Source organism: Planctomycetia bacterium (assembly GCA_015075745.1).
In the GTDB taxonomy this organism is placed as follows: Bacteria; Planctomycetota; Phycisphaerae; order UBA1845; family UTPLA1; genus UTPLA1.
The window spans coordinates 963068-983301 of the sequence record JABTTW010000002.1 but is presented as its reverse complement, the minus strand read 5'-3'; the positions used below and the strand labels follow the sequence as shown (position 1 = coordinate 983301).

At 61.1% G+C, this 20234-nt stretch carries 17 protein-coding genes and 1 pseudogene; 12 read left to right on the top strand and 6 right to left on the bottom strand.

Annotation, left to right across the window (positions count from 1 at the left end):
* Positions 1 to 300: 300 nt before the first annotated feature.
* From HS101_17550 to HS101_17535, 4 genes are all read left to right on the top strand, one after another.
* Positions 301 to 897, top strand: a complete 597-nt coding sequence (locus HS101_17550) for a sigma-70 family RNA polymerase sigma factor (protein ID MBE7508072.1) — start codon at positions 301 to 303, stop codon at positions 895 to 897.
* Positions 898 to 912: 15 nt separating this feature from the next.
* Positions 913 to 1371, top strand: coding sequence for a hypothetical protein (locus HS101_17545; GenBank protein ID MBE7508071.1), 459 nt, complete (start codon positions 913 to 915; stop codon positions 1369 to 1371).
* Positions 1372 to 1572: 201 nt separating this feature from the next.
* Positions 1573 to 2553, top strand: a complete 981-nt coding sequence (locus tag HS101_17540) for a glycosyltransferase (GenBank protein ID MBE7508070.1) — start codon at positions 1573 to 1575, stop codon at positions 2551 to 2553.
* Between the two features lie 27 nt (positions 2554 to 2580).
* Entirely contained in the window at positions 2581 to 4173 is a 1593-nt protein-coding gene (locus tag HS101_17535; protein ID MBE7508069.1) for a hypothetical protein, read from the top strand.
* Positions 4174 to 4264: 91 nt separating this feature from the next.
* On the opposite strand, the gene HS101_17530 is transcribed toward HS101_17535, so the two are convergent.
* Together HS101_17530 and HS101_17525 are read right to left on the bottom strand one after the other, a co-directional pair.
* The gene (locus tag HS101_17530) at positions 4265 to 5281 is read right to left on the bottom strand and encodes an inorganic phosphate transporter (protein MBE7508068.1); all 1017 of its coding nucleotides are present in this window, start codon (positions 5279 to 5281) and stop codon (positions 4265 to 4267) included.
* Positions 5282 to 5291: 10 nt separating this feature from the next.
* Positions 5292 to 5915: a DUF47 domain-containing protein gene (locus tag HS101_17525; GenBank protein ID MBE7508067.1), complete on the bottom strand. Its 624-nt coding sequence runs from the start codon at positions 5913 to 5915 to the stop codon at positions 5292 to 5294.
* 339 nt (positions 5916 to 6254) lie between these two features.
* Between HS101_17525 and HS101_17520 the strand changes: the two genes are divergently transcribed.
* From HS101_17520 to HS101_17490, 7 genes are all read left to right on the top strand, one after another.
* Entirely contained in the window at positions 6255 to 6926 is a 672-nt protein-coding gene (locus HS101_17520) for a TIGR00153 family protein (protein MBE7508066.1), read from the top strand.
* A gap of 34 nt (positions 6927 to 6960) precedes the next feature.
* Positions 6961 to 8607, top strand: coding sequence for an inorganic phosphate transporter (locus HS101_17515; GenBank protein ID MBE7508065.1), 1647 nt, complete (start codon positions 6961 to 6963; stop codon positions 8605 to 8607).
* 267 nt (positions 8608 to 8874) lie between these two features.
* The gene (locus tag HS101_17510; protein MBE7508064.1) at positions 8875 to 9588 is read left to right on the top strand and encodes a response regulator; all 714 of its coding nucleotides are present in this window, start codon (positions 8875 to 8877) and stop codon (positions 9586 to 9588) included.
* Positions 9589 to 9702: 114 nt separating this feature from the next.
* Entirely contained in the window at positions 9703 to 11532 is a 1830-nt protein-coding gene (locus HS101_17505) for a HAMP domain-containing protein (GenBank protein ID MBE7508063.1), read from the top strand.
* Positions 11533 to 11568: 36 nt separating this feature from the next.
* Entirely contained in the window at positions 11569 to 12063 is a 495-nt protein-coding gene (locus HS101_17500; GenBank protein ID MBE7508062.1) for a MogA/MoaB family molybdenum cofactor biosynthesis protein, read from the top strand.
* A 45-nt stretch (positions 12064 to 12108) separates the two neighbouring features.
* The gene (locus HS101_17495) at positions 12109 to 12939 is read left to right on the top strand and encodes a rhomboid family intramembrane serine protease (protein ID MBE7508061.1); all 831 of its coding nucleotides are present in this window, start codon (positions 12109 to 12111) and stop codon (positions 12937 to 12939) included.
* 22 nt (positions 12940 to 12961) lie between these two features.
* Positions 12962 to 13438, top strand: a complete 477-nt coding sequence (locus tag HS101_17490) for a DinB family protein (protein MBE7508060.1) — start codon at positions 12962 to 12964, stop codon at positions 13436 to 13438.
* 53 nt (positions 13439 to 13491) lie between these two features.
* On the opposite strand, the gene HS101_17485 is transcribed toward HS101_17490, so the two are convergent.
* The 4 genes and pseudogenes from HS101_17485 to HS101_17470 all read right to left on the bottom strand — a co-directional run bounded on the left by HS101_17485 (position 13492) and on the right by HS101_17470 (position 17066).
* The gene (locus HS101_17485; GenBank protein MBE7508059.1) at positions 13492 to 14382 is read right to left on the bottom strand and encodes a serine/threonine-protein phosphatase; all 891 of its coding nucleotides are present in this window, start codon (positions 14380 to 14382) and stop codon (positions 13492 to 13494) included.
* A gap of 90 nt (positions 14383 to 14472) precedes the next feature.
* Positions 14473 to 15549, bottom strand: coding sequence for a N(4)-(beta-N-acetylglucosaminyl)-L-asparaginase (locus HS101_17480; GenBank protein ID MBE7508058.1), 1077 nt, complete (start codon positions 15547 to 15549; stop codon positions 14473 to 14475).
* 79 nt (positions 15550 to 15628) lie between these two features.
* Positions 15629 to 16924: a 3-deoxy-D-manno-octulosonic acid transferase gene (locus tag HS101_17475; GenBank protein ID MBE7508057.1), complete on the bottom strand. Its 1296-nt coding sequence runs from the start codon at positions 16922 to 16924 to the stop codon at positions 15629 to 15631.
* 61 nt (positions 16925 to 16985) lie between these two features.
* A pseudogene (locus HS101_17470) lies at positions 16986 to 17066 on the bottom strand (SEC-C domain-containing protein).
* Between the two features lie 949 nt (positions 17067 to 18015).
* On the opposite strand from HS101_17470, the gene HS101_17465 reads away from it, so the two are divergent.
* Positions 18016 to 20166: a DPP IV N-terminal domain-containing protein gene (locus HS101_17465; protein ID MBE7508056.1), complete on the top strand. Its 2151-nt coding sequence runs from the start codon at positions 18016 to 18018 to the stop codon at positions 20164 to 20166.
* Positions 20167 to 20234 lie beyond the last annotated feature (68 nt).

Below are 20234 nucleotides of genomic sequence, written 5' to 3'. Positions count from 1 at the left end.
GCGCAATTGTTCGAACGATCAGAATCAAGCACGGACACGCGGTGTCCCGGCGAATCCAACCGCGCACCATGCGACTCGCCCGTTCGACTTAACACTCAACCGTTCAGGGTCGGCAGTGTAGCGGCTCTGCCGGAGAGGGGAAGCCGCTCGTCCCGCGAAGCAAACCTCCCTGGGCCGGATGAATGATTCTTAGCGACGTTCAATCGGCTATGATGCAGACTTGTGGGCTCAGAGGGAGTCGCGGCCGGATGAATCGGCGAGGCCGCTTGGCGAGGCGACCAGCCCCACGGGTGGCAGTTGATGCGCGATCCCCAGGAAGAAAGGCTTCAGCAGGCCGTCAGCGGCGGTGAAGAGGCCGCCTTTGAAGAGGTCTACAAAGTGTTCGCCGGGCGGGTACGGCTTGCGGCCTGGCGCATATCGCATCGGCCGGACTGGCTGGATGAGATCGTCAACGAGGCGTGGTATCGGGCCTTCCAAAAGCGGACGAGCTACGACCCGGCCAAGCCGTTTCTCCACTGGATGGCGGGGATCGTTCAAAACGTTTATCGGGAGCAGTGCCGCAAGTCGCCCCTGACGCTGGGGGGCACCGAGGAGTCCGCGGGGGATACCCGGCTGGACATGGTGACGCCGGCCCAGTTGGCTGACGAAGCCGAAACGCTGGCCGGATTGAACGACTGCATTGGCAAATTGCCCCCGGACGAGGCGCGGCTCGTGCGCCTTAGGTTCTTTGATAACAAGACATTACGGGAGATATCGGCGGCTTTGGGGGTGCCGGAATCGACGCTTCGGGAGACTCGGCTGCCCGGGGTCATGGATGCCCTGCGCCGGTGCCTGGGAAAAAAGAATATTGAGATTTCCCGGATTTTTCCTGCGCAAGGGGGGGCCGAGGGTCAATAGAGGGTGAGGTTTGTCATGAAGTCCCTAATTTCACTCGAAGGCTTGCTGGAGACCCTGGGAGAGGCCCATCGTGATGGCGCCCTTCAGGATTGCCCGGCGGGTCGTCCCTGGATGAAGTCAGAGCGTCAGGCGGAAGTCCGCCCGGCGGCCGGGCTTCGCTGGGTTCGAGTGGCGGCTCCTCTTGCGGCAGCAGCCGCGGTGGCGGTCGTGTTTGTGGGACCCAGCCTCTTTGGAACACGCGCGGGACACGAGATGGCCCAAGACGGCTTGGCCGTGATCCAGCCCGAAACGCCTCAGCTTTTCGCCGACGCCGGTGTTGTGACGACAGCACCCAAGGCGGCGGATTGCGACTTCAACGGCGACGGGGTGATCGACGGGCTGGACATTCAGGCCCTCGTGAACCGCATTCAGGACATTGATGGAGATCCGCTACTGCAAGCGGAAGAACTCCAGCGATGTCTGCTGGGGAGCTAGAGGCTCCGTATTTTTCTTGCAATGTGAGGCCGGGTTGACGTTTACCGGAATGTCAACTCGGCCTTGCGTTTTTACTCAGCGAAATTCCACGTTACTGCCTCCTCACACGCCCATTCGTTGACAGATCGTCCGGCGACATCGAAGCTAGCATTTGTGGCGACACGTCCGCGGTGCGCGGATGCACGCGCCTGAGGATCATGCATGAGCCAATCGGCAGACCAAAGTCCACGACTTGCAGTCCTCGTCCCCTGCTACAACGAAGCGGCGACCGTTGAGAAAGTCGTCAAAGACTTTCGCCGCGAGTTGCCCGAGGCCGTTGTTTACGTCTTCGACAACAACAGCACCGACGGGACCGCCGAGCTTGCGCGGGCAGCCGGGGCGGTGGTCATCCACGAAAAGAAGCAGGGCAAGGGGCACGTGGTCGCGGCGATGTTTGAAAAGGTGGTCGCGGATTATTACGTGATGACCGACGGTGACGACACCTATCCGGCCGAACAGGTGCGCGAGTTGCTCGTGCCGGTGATGCGCGGCGAGGCAGACATGGTGGTGGGGCGGCGGGAGGCAAAAGACACGCAGGCGGCCTACCGCCGGTTTCACGTACTCGGGAATCGGCTGGTGCGCACGATGGTCAACCTCATCTTCGGCGCACGCCTTACGGACATTATGAGCGGGTATCGGGCATTTAATCGCGAGATCGCCGAGAATCTGCCGGTCTGTGCCTACGGATTCGATATCGAGACGGAGATGACGGTGCAGTGCCTGTATCACAAGTGGGTGATCCGAGAGGTGCCGATCCGTTATGGCGTTCGGCCCGAGGGAAGTGCCTCGAAGTTGAACACCTTTCATGACGGGCTGCGCGTCATTTTCAAGATTCTGAGCCTGTTCCGATCGTACAAGCCGCTGACGTTTTTCGGCGGGATGGCGATTTTGCTGTTTATCGTTGGATGCGGGCTCGGCGCAACGGCCTACTGGCGAGACTGGTCGCCGGACTCGGGCTATCGGATGACATGCGTGATTCTGTCGGCGGCGATGTTTGCGATGAGCCTGGTGGCGGCCAGCATCGGGGTGACGGTGCAACTGATTAATTTTCGATTTCTCGAACTCGATTCCCTGCTGCGCAGGCGCCGACGCGGCGAGCCCACCGCAGCGCAGCACGGCGAGCGGTACGAGCAGGATGCGTGACGCCTTTATTGATTATGGAGCGACGAAATGGCGGATGGCAGGAATCGAGTTTCGGATCGACTTGCCGCGGCGTCGGAGGCTGCCGGTCAGCAATCAGGCACGGCCGCCATCAGCGTGAAGCGCATTGAAGACGCGCTGGCCGGCGCGATCCAGCCGCAGAAACTCATCGACAATTTCGCCGAGGCGTGGCGCGTGACTGATTCGCAGGCCAGGAGCCTGCTTGAATCGCACGGGTTCGGCGGCGTCCTCGCAAGGTTGCAGGCCGGCAGCGCCGCGGGTGGCGACGAGGTCAAGGCCGCGGCGCTGTCATCGAGGCGGTCCATCGCTCTGGCTGACGGAAATATCGTTGCGCGAGCCTTCGGACCGGGATTCGATGAGCCGGTCATGGCGCCGCAGGGCGTCCTGGACGCGGTCCAGAAGCCGCTCGACGCGTTTCTGCCGGGGGCAGCGGAGGACTCGCTTGGCGTGCTGTATCGACATCAGCCGCTGGCCTACGCGGAGAAGATTCTGGCCGGCGACGCGGTGAAGATGGACGCTTATATCGCGAAACACTTCGGCCCGTTCGGTCCACGATTCATCATCAACAGCGGCATCGGCGCGAACGAGCAATTCAACTATTTCGTCTCCGCCCTCGCGCATCAGCGGCTCGATCGAAAGGTGACGTGGTTGTTGGCGAATTCGCCGAAGGAGATCGACTCGCTGCCGCCTGAGGCGAATCTGGAGAATTCGCTGTTTTTGGAATTCTCACGAAGCGGCATCACGGAAGAGACGGTGAAGCTTCACGAGTTGACGCCGCGCTCGGCGAAGCGCGTCGTCTTCGCCAACAGCGGGCCGCTCAAGGCGCTGGGCGAACGCGACGGCAATTTGGTGCTCGAGCTGCCGAGTGAAGTCTCCGGGCGATACGGACGAAACAAGACGCCGATTCTCATGGCGCCGATGCACGCGGCGGGGCTGGATGTGCGCGGCTATTGGCGGGTCATTCAGTCGGCGTGCGAGGCCATGGCACTGACCGAGACTCAGTCGCTGCCGGTGGTGCTGGCGCGTTACATTCGGATTCAGCAGCTTCGCCGGGGCGTCAATCACATCTACCTCGGCACGAACGATAACTTGCTGCGATTTTCGGCGGACGAGTTTTGCCAGTATTGGAACGAGGGCGTCAACCGGGACGGCAACGACATCACGATGTCGAGGTATCTTGGCCTGCCGAGAGATTCGCACATGAATCTCGAAGCCATCCTGGGCACGAGCGAACACAAGCTGGCGATCTTTATTCTTGCGACGCGAAAAAAGGGCGGCGGGCCGACGCACAAGCTGCTGGAGGCGTCCGCCGATGCGATCAATCCCGAGCACGCGGGCCTTACGGCCGGAGCCGTGGATCGGATTCTCTGCCTGGCGAATGTCAAGCGATGCAGCGAGAAGATGCCCACGATTCTGATCACGGTTGATGAGATCAATCTCGCGGCGTCGGCCTGGCTCGGGCAGCTATGGGCGGATACGACGCTGGTGTACTCCCGATTGATCGGCGTCGATCCAGGGTCGAATCCGGAAGTGAAGGCGGTGCGGACGCGAGCTTCCTCCTGGTTGTCGGATGCGGATGGGGCAGAGTCCATGCTTGCCTGAAGCGCGTCATGCACTGCCGGATGTTTGGGCAGTCATCAGGGGGATGGGCCGCGCGGTCGGGTCGATCGGGCACGGTCATTCCGTGCGGAAATCAATAGACCAACTTAGAGATGATCCAGAAGATCGCGCCGGCCATTGCCGCCGCGGCGGGCAGGGTAAGCACCCAGGCCGTGATGATCTTTCCGCCGACCGACCACCGCACCGCGGAAAGTCGCCGCGTGAGGCCGACGCCGAAGATCGCGCCGGTGATGGTGTGTGTGGTGCTGAGGGGAATCCCAAGGGCCGAGAGCCCGATGATGGTGACGCCGCCGCCGGTCTCGGCGCAAAATCCTCCGACGGGCTGAAGCTTTGTGACGCGATGCCCCAGTGTGTGGACGACCTTCCATCCGCCCAGATAGGTGCCGAGGGCAATGGCGAAGTGGCAACTCAGGATGATCCACCAGCGAGGGTGTCCGGTATTTGCGCCATCGATGGTCGCATACTTGGCAAGGGCCGGGTTACTGAGCAGGAGAAGCATGATGATTCCCATGGTTTTCTGGGCATCATTAAGACCGTGGCTGAGGCTGAATGCGCCGGCGGAAACGAGTTGCAGCCGCCGAAACCAGCTATCGACGCCGCGGGGCGTTTTATTCCTGCAAACCCAAATCGTGGCCACCATCAGTATCCAGCCCAGGACCAAGCCGGCCAAGGGTGCAATGACGATGTAAACGGAGATCTCGCCGATCTTTGACCACTTGAGACAGCCGATTCCCGCTTTGACCATGCCCGCGCCGATCATGGAACCGATCAGCGAGTGGGAGACGCTGATGGGCAGGCCGCGATAAGTGCAGAGGACCGTCCAGGTGATGGCGGAAAGCAAGACGGCGAGGATCAGGTGTGGATCGACGATGGCCTGATCGACGATTCCCTTGCTGATGGTCGCGGCGACATGGGTCTCGAAGAAGAAGGCGGCGATGAAATTGAAAAAGGCGGCCCAGAGAACGGCAAGGCGCGGCGTGAGCACCCGAGTTGCGACGATGGTGGCCACCGAGTTGGCGGCATCGTTGAATCCGTTGGCGAAGTCGAAAATGAGGGCGATCGCTACGATGATAACGATGTAGGTGATCATGCGAGGGTCCTCAGGCGTTCTTGAGGATGATGCCCTCGATCGTGTCAGCGATGTCCTCGCAGCGGTCTATGGCTCGCTCGGTAAAGTCGTAGACTTCCTTCCATTTCATGACGAGGATCGGGTCCTTTGCCGTGGCATAGAGTTCGGCGACGGCGGCGTGGTTGAGATCGTCTCCGTCGTTCTCCAGTTGGTGGATTTCGACGAGCTTTTTCTGCAAGTCTCCCGGTCGGCGCAGGTCGCGGAGACCCTTGACGGCTTCGGCGACGAGCAGCGTAGCGCGTACGAGAATTCCGGTTTGCTTTTCCATCCAGGGAGTCGGTTCGGGAATCGAATAGAGCGTAAAGCGTTTTGCGGCGGCGTCGATCTCGTCAATGACATCATCCATGCGCGAAAGGAGGGCGTGAATGTCCTCACGGTCGAATGGGGTGATGAAGGACGTGTCGAGTTTGCCCAGGGCTGCATGGACCGCGTCGTCACCGTCGTGTTCGAGTTTACGGATTTCCGCGATGTGCTTTTCCCGGTTCCTGTAGTCCGAGGCGAGCTCGGCATAGGCTTTCGCCGTCGTATGAACGATGCGGGCGGTGTGATCGAATAAGTCGAAAAACTCGGTGTCGCGAGGCAGAATACTGAACACAACCCAATCCTCCCTCGCCTGCATTTCTGCGGAGCATCACGGATATCCGACCGGCAGAGGGGAAATCATGGCCGGGCGCGCGGCACCTGTCCAGCGTTGAATCGCAGGAGCAATCGCAAAAATCGCAACATCCTGGGAATTTTTCTGGTGACCGCAGTCTAGATATCTGATCGGCCGAGCTCTTAACAGTTTCTTAGCGCTGGATTAGGTTGTGGACTGCGTCAATCGAAAGAGAATGTAACCTTCGGTGGGCGGGAACGTAGTTCCGTCGGCCGGACGTGCTGCGCGGCGGAATTCCGTCGCGCGAATGGGACGGGTAGGTCCCGATTGGAGATCGCCATGGGCCTGATCGAGGAGCTGTTTCAGCGTTCGCCGTTTGAACCATTGTTGCATCATCTCAAGAAAGTGCGCGAGTGCGTGACACTGGTCCGTCCGATGCTGGAGGCAGTCCGGGATCAGCAGGGCGACCAGTTGGACGAACTCGTGAAGCGCGTGTTCAAGCTGGAGCACGAAGCCGACACGATTAAGGACGAGATCCGGCAGGCCATCCCGCGCAGTTTCTTTCTTCCGGTCTATCGGGGCGATCTGCTGGGCTATTTGAAGCTTCAGGATGACATGGCCGACGCGGTGGAAGACATCGCGATCCTGCTGACCATCAAGAAGCTGAAGATGCCGGCGAGTCTCCAGTCGCGCGTGTTCGATTACGTGGAAACCATCCTGCAGGTCTGCGACAAGAATCACGCGATGAACGAGAGCCTTCCCGAGCTGGTGGCGCGCGGCTTCACGCCCGATCAGGCGGCGGGTCTGCATGATCAGATTCGCGCGGTGGAGCTTGCCGAGTGGGAGGCAGACAAGGCTCAGTACAAGCTGAGTCAGGAATTGTTCGCCATAGAGGACGAGCTGAAGGCTTCGGATCTGATGCTGTGGTGGAGGGTGTTTCTGGAGCTGGGTCAGCTCGCCAACCACGCGGAAAAGATGGCCGATCGGCTCAGGCGCATGATCTCGCAGTAGCGCCAACTGTTACAGCACGATAAATCGTCCGCAGATGGACGATGAAAGAAGCGACTCTTTGCAACATGGCGTTCTCAATGTGATCGCACAGTCCGCCGCCGCGGAGGGGTTTAGCAGCTTTACGGCGGCCGCGGCGGTGCTTGCGATCGGCATGCTGATTTGGGATACGATCGAGGTCGGTCGCAACGACGCCGCCAACATTGTCAATTCCGTGTTCGGCTCGCGCATCCTCAGCCGGAAAATGGCCGTTCGGATCGCCGCGATCGGCGTCATCCTCGGGGCCACGCTGTCGTCAGATGTCATTGAGACCGCCCGCCGGGGAATCTTCTCTCCGGAGGCCTTCGGGGTCAGAGAGGTGCTGGCGATCTACACCTCTGTTTATATCGTTGACACGATTCTGCTCTATACCTATTCCGCGTTCGGCATGCCGGTCAGCACGACGATGACGCTGATTTTCGAGTTGCTCGGGGCATCGCTGTTTCTCGGCGTATTCAGATCGCCGGAGTCCATTCATGCCGTCACTTGGGGGGGCGTCGTCAAGGTACTTGTGGCCATTGTTTGCTCGATCTTCCTCTCCGGGGTGATGGGTTTCATCATCCAGCGATTTGCAAGGGCCGCGATCAGAGACAAATGGTCCAGCCTGCCGCAGTTGCTTCTTTATGGCGGCCTTGTCGGTGGGGGACTCATGGCGGGCCTGGCCTACTTCATGTTGATCAAGGGCATGAAGAACGTGTCTCTCATTAAGCCTCTCGTCTCCGTCATCAAGTCGAGTCCCTATGAGGGTCCGATTCTTGCGCTTCTGGCGATGTGGGTCGTGTTCGGCATCCTGATCCACTTGACGCTGATCATCTATCGTCGTCGGGCGGCCGAGCTGTTGTTTCCCGTCTTAACGGTCCTGGGCATGCTCGGCATGGCGTTTTCGTTCGGGCAGAACGACCTCGCCAACTGTGCGGCGCCGGGCCTGGCCGCGCTCAAGGTGGTCTCAGGCGTTTACCAGAATCAGCCGATCGAGGACATCTCCCGGGCGAACATCCCGTGGTGGGCGCTCTTCGGGTCTGGCGTTCTGTTGGTCATGGGAATGATGACGGATCATGCCCAGCGGGTGACGCGCGCCGAGGTACGCATGGGCAGTGCCGGCCATCACGTGAAACTATGGGCTCCGAACTGGTGCATCACCATCGCGCGTCGGATTCTGGCTCGCGGCCGGGGCGGTGAGGTCATGCCGTCGCTGGCGCCGATTGAGACCAAGAACGTTCGCGGCAAGACTCTGCACTACGATCCGCTCCGGGCGTGCGTGATCGTGTGTGTTTCCGCGAGCGTCATCGCTACTGCTTCGGCGCTGGGCATGCCAGTTTCGACGACCTATGTCGCTTTCGCGGCGGTCATCGCGACGGGGGCCGCCGATCGTATTTTTGTTCGTGGTGATGCCGCACTCAAGCTTGGACGGTCCATCTGGGTCGTGTTCTGCTGGTTTGCGGCAGCCTTGATCGCCATGATTGCCGCAGGACTCGTGAGTTTGGTGGTGTTCTATCTGGGTGTCATCGGGATGGCGACCTGCATCATCGTGAACCTGTTTATTCGCGGTCACGTCAAACGTCGATCAGATGCGCAGGAGCATCGCGTTCGTCTGGAGGCGCGTGAGCGAATGCATCCCGAAGAGTATTCGCTGGAGGAAGAGTGAATGCTTCGCAGCGGTCGGCGTGGGCGAACCGAAAAATGGTTGGCGATCGCGGACGGTTAAGATTGTGTTAACGCAGCGTAAGGGTTGTTCGTTGTCAGTTTGCGAATGAACGCTTAGCGGGATCAACGCAAGTCGTCGGCGTCGGAAAGTGTTTCACCCATTATCATTCAGGCGTGTATTCAATCAGCCCCCGCACTATAATTGAGCTGTCGATGCAGGCGAAACGACCACCCATTCCTTTTGTACCAGCTTCGAGGGTCTCTCCCGATGTCGCAGCGAGCAAACATTCTCATCGTAGAGGATGATCCGGATTTGCAGGAGTCGATCCGCTTCAATATTGAGCGGCAAGGTCACGAAGTCATGGTCGCATCAGATGGTCAGGCTGCCCTTGACCTGGCAACGCGCAAGATTCCCGACCTGATTCTTCTCGACTTGATGCTTCCGAAAGTCAGCGGGCGCGACGTGACGGTTGCGCTGAAGAAAAACCCGGCGACGCGTTCGATCCCGGTCATCATGCTTACGGCGATGTCGGCGGAGAATGACATCGTGCTGGGCCTTCAGATCGGCGCCGACGACTACGTCACCAAGCCCTTCAGCATGGATGTGCTCCTCGCCCGCGTGGCCGCGGTCCTGCGGCGGCGAGGCGGCGTGCCCGACAAGGAGGGCCTGCTCAAGGCCGGGCCGATATCAGTGGATCGGTCTCGGCACGTCGTGGAGGTGGATGGGTCGGCCATCGCGATCACGTTGACGGAGTTTCGCCTGCTAGAGGCCCTGATCGCGGCCAGGGGTCGTGTGCTCTCGCGGGATCAGCTCATGTCGCTGGCGATGGGCCCGGATGTCGCCGTGACGGATCGCACCATCGACGTGCACATCACGTCCCTGCGGCGCAAGCTCGGCGACCATCGCGAACTGGTTGAGACCGTTCGCGGAGTCGGTTATCGATTTGCCGACATCTGGCCAAGCGCCGTCACAGAGGCCTGATTCCGTCGTCGTGCGCGTGCCGTCGCTTCCATTCATTGTGTTAATCTGAGTCGGTTATCATTCATCAGGCAGCGACATTGCGGCGCTGATCCCCGTAGAATCGCGCGGTAACAGATGCTTCACGATGACTTGAGTACGGGCCAGGGCAACTTTTTCAAGCGCGTCTTCACGCGCCTCGGCTTGATGATGTGCATCGGAATGCTGCTGGTGGCCGCGTTTGCCTGGCAGATCATGCAGCACTGGCTGAGCGACTACAACGTCGAGCAGCTTCGCAACAGTGCCCACCTCGCGACCCGAGTGGTGGCCGGAAGCTGGTCCGAATCTTCGGCCTCGCTGCAGGAGGGTTGTCTGCAAATCAAGAATGACACGGGCCTTCGGACAACCGTGATTCTGCCTGACGGTGACGTCATCGCTGACTCAGACGCACCGGCGAAGTCCATGGCGAATCACTCTGACCGCCCCGAGGTGATCGAGGCGTTGCAGGGACGAATCGGCGTCAACCGGCGACTCAGCGCGTCGGTCGGTCATTCCTTTGTCTATGTCGCGGCGCCGTTGATCATTGACGGCGCGACGGTGGCCATCGTCCGCATTGCGGCGCCGTTTGAGGATCTGGCACGGCGGGAGCGGGTCATCTGGCAGCTTATCGCAGCGGGGCTCTGCGTGGCCCTGCCCCTGGCGCTGATGATCGCGTGGTTCATGTCTCGAGGCCTCGCCGCCCCGATTCAACGCGTCGGTGCGTGGGCCAATCGGCTCGGTCGCGGCGATCTGGCCACGAGGCTGGAGGTCGAGGGCGACGACGAGATTCGCCAGGTCGCCGCGGCGCTGGATCGAATGCGGCGAAATCTGTCCGACAGAATCCAGGAAGCGCATCAGCAGCGGCGCGATCTGGCCATCACGATCGGCACGCTGGAAGAAGGCGTCATCGCGGTGAATCAAGAGGGGATTGTGCTGTTGGTCAATCCGGCGGCGATCCGGATTCTCGGCATTGCCCATTCGCTGGTCGGCGGGCCCATTGTTGAGCAGATTCCCGATCGCGGGCTTCGCCGATTGTGGGAGGAGACAACCTCGTCCGGTTCAAAAGAGGTTCGTCGCGAGATCATTCTCACTTCCAACGGCGTCGCGCGAACCGTCGACGCGTTGATCATTCACGTCGTCGACACTGAAACGCCCATCGCCTGGTTGATGTGTCTGCGCGACATCACCGCCATCGCCAAGTCGGTCGCGATGAAATCCGACTTCGTCGCCAACGCTTCACACGAACTGCGAACGCCGGTGGCGGCGATTCGCGCCGCAGTGGACACGCTGAGAGAGCCGGGCCTTGACGCGAACGCACAGGCGCGTTTCATGGCCATGATTGATCGAAACCTGATGCGCCTGCAAGCCCTGACCGACGATCTGATGAATCTCAGCAAGGTGGAGTCCGTCAATATTGAACTGAATTATTCCACTTTCGACCTTGAAGAAGTCTATGCCGGCCTGCGGGCCACCTTCGGTCAAGTTCTGAGCGCGAAGCAAGCGACCTTCACCATGAAGTCCGACGTCGGGCCGATCCACACTGATCAGCGATGGCTGGAGCTGATTCTCAAGAATCTCATCGATAACGCGGTCAAGTTCATCCCGGAGGGCGGGCGCATCAAGCTCAGTTGCCGGCGCGAGGACAAGTTCGCGGTTTTCGAGGTGGAGGACGACGGCTGCGGCATCCCGATGGAAGATATCGACCGCGTCTTCGAGCGATTTTATCAGGTCGACAGGTCGCGCGGCATGAATCAGGGCGGCACCGGCCTGGGGCTGGCCATCGTGAAGCATGCCGTCAATGCCATGCAGGGCAAGGTCGCCATTCGCAGCAAAGTGGGCGAGGGCACGGTCGTGAGTTTTCAGATTCCCGCGTTCGCGGAGAATTCCGTCGGCGCGGAGATTGATGCTCGCGATTCCGGCGGGTCATAATTTGCCGCGTCCCGCGCTCGTCGTTAACATCCCATCGTGAAAGCCGCGGTCATCACCATCTCAGACACGCGATCCGCCGGTCGGGCAGCCGACGAAAGCGGACCCGCCGCGCAGGCCGCGCTGGGCGAGCTCGGCTTCGACGCATCACATCTGGTGCTCGTTCCGGACGAAGCGGGCGAAATACAATCACTGGTGAAATCACTGGCCGGCGTGTTTCCGCTGATCGTGACTTCCGGAGGCACGGGGGCCGGACCGCGCGACGTGACGCCGGATGCCCTCACGCCGCTCTTCGACAAGACCCTCCCGGGATTCGGCGAGATCATGAGAATTGGAAGTTTTGAGAAGACGCCGATGTCCATTATTTCCCGCGGCGGCGCCGGCGTCATCGGTCAGTGCCTTGTGGTCATGCTGCCCGGCAGTCCGCGCGGCGTTCGCGAGTGCCTGGACCTTGTCGGCCCCGCAATAAAGCACCTCATGAAGGCAATACAGGGCGGCGGTCAATGCCATGCGGCGCCGCATCCGGGTTCTTAAGTGGGCGCGTAGGCCGTCATTTGGCCGACTGCCGATGTTGAATGCATGATTCCCATTCGCGACGAAAACCCTTCCCACGGCACGCCTCACCTCACGATCGGTCTGATCGTGGTGAACCTGTTGGTCTTCCTGTTTCAGGCATCGCTCCCCGCGCCGGACGACGAGGCGTTTGTCTGGAAGTACGGATACGTGCCGGCCAAGCTCGTGCATACGCCCGAGGAGTTTAAGGCAGAGTTGCCGGGGAACGCGCCGGTGGTACAGGCGACAGATCGATACGGTCGCCCTCAATACGACCTGTTCGGTCGACCGATTGTTGTTCGCAGCCGGATTCCCGTGGAAGCCGCCACTGCGATTCCCGTGTGGATCAGCATCTTCACCTGCATGTTCCTGCACGGCGGCTGGATGCACCTGCTGGGCAACATGCTTTATCTGTGGATATTCGGGAACAACATTGAACATCGCCTGGGTCCGGCATTGTTCTTATTTTTCTACCTCGGTACGGGCCTTGTCGGTAATCTGGCTCATACCTTTTTTGAGGGAAGCTGGATGCCGCTCGTCGGCGCCAGCGGCGCGATCAGCGGCGTCATGGGGGCATACATTGTCTTGTATTGGCACGTGCGAATTCTCGCGGTCGTGCCACTCGGATGGTATTGGTTCACCGTGAGGCTGCCAGCGTGGATGTTTCTGGGGATCTACATTGTCGTTCAGAATCTTTATCCCGCGTCGTTCGGCCAATCCGACGGTGTCGCGTATTGGGCTCACATCGGCGGCTTTGCGGCAGGCGTCGCGATGATCTTTGTATTCCCCAAGAAGCCGCCGCCGAGTCCCGCGCTGAGGCGAGTGATCGACGAAAATGACGCGGACTTTGTGCTGTAGACGGCGTGGAGGTGTGCCTGCGATGCGAACGAAAGCGCCGTGCCCGCTCGTCATTCTGCTGGACGAGGCCTTTGTCAGGAAGTCGTGGCACGGCACAAACTTGAGAGGATCGCTCCGCGGCGTCTTGGCCAGAAAGGCGGCGTGGTCGCCGGGCAAGGGGCGCAAGAGCATCTGGGAACACGTTCTCCACGCGGCGTATTGGAAATACATCGTTCGACGCCGCATTACCGGCGAGAAGCGGGGCTCCTTTCCGCTGACTGGCAGCAACTGGTTTCCCGTGCCGAAGGATGCGAGTGAGAAGCGTTGGCGCGAGGCGGTCGCGCTGCTGGAGCGGACGCACCGTGAGCTGGTCGAGGTCGTCGCAGGTCTCTCGGAGAAGGAGCTGGCGGCCCGGCCCGGCGGAAGCAAGCTGGACAACGCCTTCATGATTCGCGGCGTCGCCCTGCACGACATCTATCACACCGGTCAGATTCAGTTCATCAAGCGAATGAAGAAGTAGTGGAACCACCGTGCGCCGTGGGCGCCTCGCGCGATGGTGTCGTCACGATTGCGTTAAGCGGCGTCACTGTTGCCGCGCGGCCGCGTTATGAGATTCTTCACGGCGTTCCAGAAGGCAGGACCGCTCGGGCCTGGCACGATCTCGGCGACGAGGAAGGTCACGTCGTCGTGGTCCAGCCGCGAATCGCCGCGATGCTCGGCCAGCGCCGACAAGATCGCCTCGCTAATCATGGCGCAATCACCGCCGCGGTTTTCGTCGAGCACCTTCTGCATTCGATCGTCGCCGAAGAGTTCGCCCGAGGCGTCCGGCGCCTCCAGCACGCCGTCCGTGACGAGGACCATCCGATTGCCGATCTGCATCTTGAACGACTTGCGCGTGAACGGTACCTGCGGCTCGATGGCCAATGGCCCGTTGGTCAGCGGATGCGCCGTCTCAGGAAGCGGGTCGAGTTCGAGCCGCGTCCATCGGCGATCCGCCTTGCTGAAGATCCAGCCCGGTGGATGGCCGGCGTAACTGACGGCGAGGTTTCGCGTGGGGGTGTAATAGGTAAGCGCGGCGGCGGTGGTCATTGCCTTGAAGCCGAGTTGCTCCAGCCTGGTGTTCAGATCGCCGAGCACGCGCCGCTGGTCCGGTGTGTTCATCGAGCGGCGCATGTGGGCGTGCATCTGATCGCTGATCGCCGCGACGGCCTCACCATGCCCTACGACGTCGGCCAGGCACATCCGCGACAGAATGCCGGCGCCGCAGACGGACATATAGTGCACGTCACCGCCGCGACCGCCTTCACATGGTTGAGAGAAGAGGATTCCCTGGATGCCCGGCAATTCGACGGCGCGATGGATCGGACGATTCCCGCCCCAGACCTCGGAGCATACAAGGCGCAGGGGTTCGGCGGAGGATGATTCGGTGGCGGGGATTTGCATGGTTGCGGCGGCGGCTGACACGATCGATGACTCCAGGGCGCGGCACACGCCTCTGTCGTCATTGGATGTCGGAAGAGGAAGTCAGGTTACCCGTTCCCCCGCCCGCCGAATTCACTCGTAGAGATAGGCACTGTCTAAAACGCGCGAAGTTGTGCCGTCATGCACGGCGAACCGGCTGCCTTTGGACATGCATGCCGATCCGTAGCGACCGTCCTTGGCGACCGCATAAAAGCTCAGGCCGAAATCGGGCTTGCCGTCGGAGCGGCGGAGCCTCGGCTCGGTTCGGTCGGAGATTCGCTTCAGCACTTCCAAGCAGGCATCGGTCGGCGACTTGCCGTTTCTCATGAACTCGACAATGGCGAATGACGAGCAGTTTTGTAGGTTTGCTTCTCCGCGACCGGTGGAGCCCGCGGCCCCGACGGCGTTATCGACATACAGACCCGCTCCAATGATGGGTGAGTCGCCGACGCGGCCGGGAATCTTGAATGCCAGTCCGCTCGTGGTCGTGACGCCGGCAATGTCACCGCGGGCATCGACGGCGCAGCAGTTGATCGTTCCCCAGGTGCGCTTGATGGGTTCGGCCGCACGAGATTGTGGCCCGGCCCCGCTCTCATCGGATTCCAGCCAGTCGTCCGTTTTGGACAGCGACTCCTTCCATTTGAGCCACTTCTGTCGGGCCTTCTCGGTCAGCAGATTCTCCTCCTTGAAACCGTGAGCCCGTGCAAAGCGCAGCGCGCCCTCGCCGACCAGCAGCACATGGTCGGTTCGCTGCATCACGAGGCGGGCGACGCAGGAAGGATTGCGAATGTTCCGGAGTGCGGCCACCGCGCCGGCCTTGTGGGTGGGGCCGTGCATGACCGAGGCGTCGAGTTCGACGATGCCGTCTTCGTTGGGCAGTCCGCCGAGGCCGACCGAGGTGTCCTCGGGGTCGTCCTCGACGATGTTGACGGCTGCAATGACGGCGTCGAGAACGTCCGCTCGGGCCTTGAGCATCTCCATGGCGCGGTTGATGGCGCTCACACCGTTGGCGCTGGAGATGACAACGGGTCGTGCGCCGTCCTTGCCTTGCGCTGCGGGAGGGTCGGCGGATGCGACCGGGACGGCCGATTGAAACGCGCCGGCCGCGACGGTCGCCGCGGTCGCCTGAATGAACTTTCGCCTTGATAGATCGCTCTCGTGAATGGTCATCGGCCTCTCCGCATTTCGTTTCGCGGGCCATTGTACGGACTTGGCGCGAATTGATCCCGCCTTTTTGAGGTGCATCGTCTCAAAGACTTTGCATGAGCAAGTCGATCGTTTTTTGGGTCGCCCCTTTGTTGGAGGCTACGACAGCCTGTGCCCTGCGGCCCATGGCGGTGGCCATGTCAGGGTCATCGAGCAGGCGACTGAGCGCGGGGGCAAGGTCGTCGGGCCTTTCAACGAGCAGTGCACCGTCGGCCTGTCTCAGTTGGGCGTCGGCGTCGGCAAAGTTCTCGATAAATGGGCCGTAGCACATCGGCCGGGCCAGCGCGGCGACCTCGATCAGGTCTGACCCTCCGAGCGGGACCAGCGTGCGCCCGACGAAGACGACGGAGGCGAGGTTATAGAATTTGCGCAGCTCGCCCATTGTGTCGCCGAGAAACACGGTGGGGCGGTTATCGAGGGGCTTCGACGGGTTTCCGTCCGGCGATTGGCTGCGGCGTCGGCATGTGAACCCGGCGGACTCGATCAGGCGCGCCACTTCGTCGAATCGCTCCGGCTTTCGCGGGATGACGGCCAGTTGCAGCTCGGGCCGCTTGTCTCGAAGAACTTTGTAAGCGTTGAGGATCATCTCCTCTTCACCGGGACCGGTGGAGCCCGCGACGATGAGCGGCCGGTTGCGGTCGATGGCCATCGCGTCAGCAAGGACGTCGGCCCCAGGAATTGTCTCGCAGAGATCGGCGGTGTCGAATTTGAGATTGCCGACGACGTGGACCCGGTTGCTTTGAACACCGAGTTCGATGAATCGCTTCGCGTAGGTCTCATCTTGCGCAGCGGTCCAGGCAATGCGGGAGAACATTTTCCGGGCGATGCCGCGAATGACGGGCTTGCGGAAGCGGCGCATCGACTTGGCTTCAGTCACGCGGCCATTGGCGATGCAGACCGCGACCCCGCGCTGCGCGGCGATCTCGATGAGATTCGGCCAGACTTCCAGTTCCAGGAGAATGATGGCCGTCGGTCGAATGCGACTTAAGACCCGGCGCACGACCCATGAGAAGTCGAGTGGATATCGAAAGACGACCAGGTCGGGATACATCCGGCGGGCCGCGGCATAGCCGGTGTCGGTCGTCGCCGAAATGACCACCTCGCAATCCGGCCGGCGGCGCTTGATTTCATCGACGAGGCTGCGCGTGGCATTGACCTCGCCCAGCGAGACGGCGTGAATCCAGATTCGAGCGCCGTGACCCGACGGCGTCGGGCCTGCGCCAAACCGCTCGGCCCATCCGCGGCGGTTCTTGCCCAGGATGAACATCTGGTAGCAAAGAAAGGGGAGATAGACCAGGCCGGCGAAGACGTAGAGCAGATCGAGAAGTAAAGCCGGCATTTGCAGGGATGATAAGGACGCGGGGACTGACGGCAATCGGTCAATCAGGCCGCCAGGGGAATCACTTGTCCTTTTTGAGGCAGCACTGCTTGTACTTTTTTCCACTGCCGCAGGGGCAGGGATCATTGCGTCCCGGCCCTTCCGCACCGCCCTTGATGGGCTCTACAGGGGGCGGAAGCGGCGCATCATCCTCGCCGGGGAGTCCGGCCTTTTGGCGATCCTTGGCTTCTTTTCGTCGTTCGAAGTGACGCTCAAAATTGTCCGGGCCGCCTTTTCCCAATGTTCTTCCTCCACTGCGCGGCGGCGATGAAATCTCACTTCATCCGCGCGCGAGCGACAGTGTAAGGCGGTTGATCGAGAGTAGGCAAGTTTGGCGCGGATATTACTTACCGGACCTTCCAGGTCGGGGAAGAGTCGCTTTTCTGCGCCTTAGCGACGTTTGTAACTTATTTATTTTTATAAGTTTATAGATACTCATTGACACACCTCCATTGGGCGGATATCACCCTACCGGCGCAGTCAAAGAGCGGGCGGTCGCCCAATCGGGTCTGGAGTCCGTCCTGTTCGAGTCGAGTGGAGGCAGCATGATTCTTCGCCGCTTTTCAACAAAGGTTCGCCGACTGGTGTTCGCATTGGGGACGGGTTGTCTTTTCGGGATTGGAACCTGTGTCCAGTCCGCCTCGGACACGCTCGATTTCCAACCGTTTCTACTCCCCGCACCCGGGCTGGGTGGTGGCGGCGAGCCGGTTATCAGCGGGGGATCATCGAGCTTTGCCCCCAGCTCCACATCCACCGATTTCATCGAAATCGGTCGCCCCGGTCTTCTGGTTCGTTGAAGTCGTATTAGCCGACCGTCGCCCGACCGATCCGCCAATCACTTCTTATAAGGACTCGACCCGGTTCAGACCGTAAGATGCGGCAACCTTGTGGTCAGTATGGGCCTGCCGATCGGTACGGGTATCAATCTGACCGGTGATTTCGAAGGGCGTTGATCCATGCGGACATATTTCCTCGGTGCAGTGGCGGTCGGGCTCAGTATGTCCGTTCCCGGGTGTGGGCGTCCTGTCCACCAACCAACGACGAGTCGCCTCATGGACACCAGTTTTCTGCGTGATTACTCGGAGACCTACGGCTTTTCGGCGGGGCAGCCGACCGGACTGGCGCTGACGCCCAAAGGCGATGCCGTCCTGTTTCTGCGAAGCGGTCCTCGGGACGTCGTTCGCAATCTCTATGAGATGAACACGACGTCCGGTGAGGTACGCGGACTGGTTCGCGCAGCCGACCTGCTATCGGGCAGCGAGGAGCAGCTTACCGTTGAAGAAAAGGCGCGCCGCGAGCGGAAGCGGGAAATCGGACGCGGCTTCACCTGGTTCAGCCTGTCGGACGACGGCGAAAAAATTCTGACCGGCCTGAGCGGTCGCCTTTACGTGATCAACCGGCAGACTGGCGAGTTCACGACCCTGCGCGACAACCCGGCCGGCCCCGCGATCGATGCGCGCCTCTCGCCCGACGGGCGCTACGTTTCCGCTGTTCGCAATCACGATCTGTACGTGACGGATCTGAGCACCCTCGATGAAACGGCCGTCACGACCGGCGGCACGGCGGACGTCTCACACGGCGATGCGGAATTCGTGGCGCAGGAGGAGATGTATCGGCGGACGGGCTATTGGTGGAGCGGTGACGGCCAGTGGCTGGCCTTTGAAGAGTGCGATCAGCGAGATGTCGAGAATCTCTACATCGCCGATGCTCGAGATCCAGGGCTGCCTCCGCAGTCATTCCGTTATCCGCGAGCCGGGCGGGAGAACGCCAAGGTTCGCCTGGGCGTCGTCTCGGTGACCGGCGGCGAACCGAAATGGGTGGACTGGGATCACGAGAAGTATCCCTACATGGCGGCGGTCCACTGGGGCAAGGACGCACCTCTGACGGTCTATGTGCAGGATCGCAACCAGCGCGAGTGCGTGCTCTATCGCGTCGATCACGCGACGGGTGCGACCACCGAGTTGTTGCGCGAGACCGACCCGGCATGGGTCAACATCGATCCCGACATGCCTCGGTGGGTCGACGGCGGCAAGTCGTTCCTTTGGACAAGCGAGCGCAGCGGAGAGTGGCAGCTCGAGCATCGCGGCGAGGACGGCGCTGTGCAGAAGACCTACACCCTCGGAGACGACCGCCTCTACGGCGTCGTTCATGTGAATCCAAAGTCCGGAGAGATCGTCCTCGCCGGTGGTCACAACCCGACGGAAACAAATCTCTATCGCCTCTCGCTGAGAAACGGCGAGCTCGTCGTGCTCACGCAGGGCGCCGGTGTGCACGACGGTGTCTTCTGCGAGGCCGGACAGGTCTGGGTGGACAAGGCTTCTCTGCCCGACGGGTCTTACACGACGATGGTTCGAGCGCGCGACGGGCGACCGCAACGCGAGGTGCCTTCGGTCGCGGAGTATCCGCCGTTCGATGCAAATGTTGAAGTGACGACGGTCAACGCGGGCGGGCGAACCTATCACGCCGCCGTCATTCGCCCGAGGGATTTCAATCGCTCAGTCAAGTATCCGGTAATCGACTATGTCTATGGCGGGCCGGGTCATCCGGTGGTGACGGCGTCGTCGCGGGCCTATCTGCGTCAGCAGTGGATCGCCGATCAAGGTTTCATCGTCGTATCAATCGACGGGCGCGGTACACCGCGCCGCGGACGGGAATGGGAGCGGGCGACGGCCCTTAATTTGATCGACATTCCGCTCGACGACCAGGTCGCCGGACTCAAGGCCCTGGGCGCGAGGTATGGCGAAATGGACATGAACCGCGTGGGGATTTACGGGTGGTCGTTCGGCGGCTACTTCGCGGCGATGGCGGCGTGTCGACGGCCGGACGTGTTCAAGGCGGCGGTGGCCGGCGCACCGGTCATCGACTGGGAAGACTACGACACTCACTACACCGAGCGATACATGGGACTGCCTCAGGATAACCCCGATGGCTACAGGAAGTGCAGCGTGCTCACCTATGCGGCCGAGCTTTCGCGTCCGCTGATGCTGGTGCACGGCACGACGGATGACAATGTCTATTTCGCTCACACGCTGAAAATGGCGGAGGCCCTGTTCAAGGCCGGCAAATACTATGATCTCCTGGCGCTGCCCGGGTTTACGCACATGGTGCCCGACCCGAACGTGTCGATTCGACTGTACGAGCGGATTATTACGTTCTTTCTGACTCATCTTCGACCGCCGCCCGTCGCGGCGCCGCCGGCATGATGGATGAATCAGATCGGAACGGAGGGCGTCGCTCGAGGTGATATTCTTCCGGCCGCCAAAACAACCGG

Excerpts from the sequence above, each read along its gene's own strand:
- HS101_17530 (MBE7508068.1), bottom strand. The coding sequence starts at position 5,281 with ATGATCACCTACATCGTTATCATCGTAGCGATCGCCCTCATTTTCGAC.
- HS101_17550 (MBE7508072.1), top strand. The coding sequence starts at position 301 with ATGCGCGATCCCCAGGAAGAAAGGCTTCAGCAGGCCGTCAGCGGCGGT.
- HS101_17510 (MBE7508064.1), top strand. The coding sequence starts at position 8,875 with ATGTCGCAGCGAGCAAACATTCTCATCGTAGAGGATGATCCGGATTTG.
- HS101_17515 (MBE7508065.1), top strand. The coding sequence starts at position 6,961 with ATGGACGATGAAAGAAGCGACTCTTTGCAACATGGCGTTCTCAATGTG.
- HS101_17540 (MBE7508070.1), top strand. The coding sequence starts at position 1,573 with ATGAGCCAATCGGCAGACCAAAGTCCACGACTTGCAGTCCTCGTCCCC.
- HS101_17505 (MBE7508063.1), top strand. The coding sequence starts at position 9,703 with ATGCTTCACGATGACTTGAGTACGGGCCAGGGCAACTTTTTCAAGCGC.
- HS101_17480 (MBE7508058.1), bottom strand. The coding sequence starts at position 15,549 with ATGACCATTCACGAGAGCGATCTATCAAGGCGAAAGTTCATTCAGGCG.
- HS101_17465 (MBE7508056.1), top strand. The coding sequence starts at position 18,016 with ATGGACACCAGTTTTCTGCGTGATTACTCGGAGACCTACGGCTTTTCG.
- HS101_17475 (MBE7508057.1), bottom strand. The coding sequence starts at position 16,924 with ATGCCGGCTTTACTTCTCGATCTGCTCTACGTCTTCGCCGGCCTGGTC.
- HS101_17520 (MBE7508066.1), top strand. The coding sequence starts at position 6,255 with ATGGGCCTGATCGAGGAGCTGTTTCAGCGTTCGCCGTTTGAACCATTG.
- HS101_17490 (MBE7508060.1), top strand. The coding sequence starts at position 12,962 with ATGCGAACGAAAGCGCCGTGCCCGCTCGTCATTCTGCTGGACGAGGCC.
- HS101_17545 (MBE7508071.1), top strand. The coding sequence starts at position 913 with ATGAAGTCCCTAATTTCACTCGAAGGCTTGCTGGAGACCCTGGGAGAG.
- HS101_17495 (MBE7508061.1), top strand. The coding sequence starts at position 12,109 with ATGATTCCCATTCGCGACGAAAACCCTTCCCACGGCACGCCTCACCTC.
- HS101_17535 (MBE7508069.1), top strand. The coding sequence starts at position 2,581 with ATGGCGGATGGCAGGAATCGAGTTTCGGATCGACTTGCCGCGGCGTCG.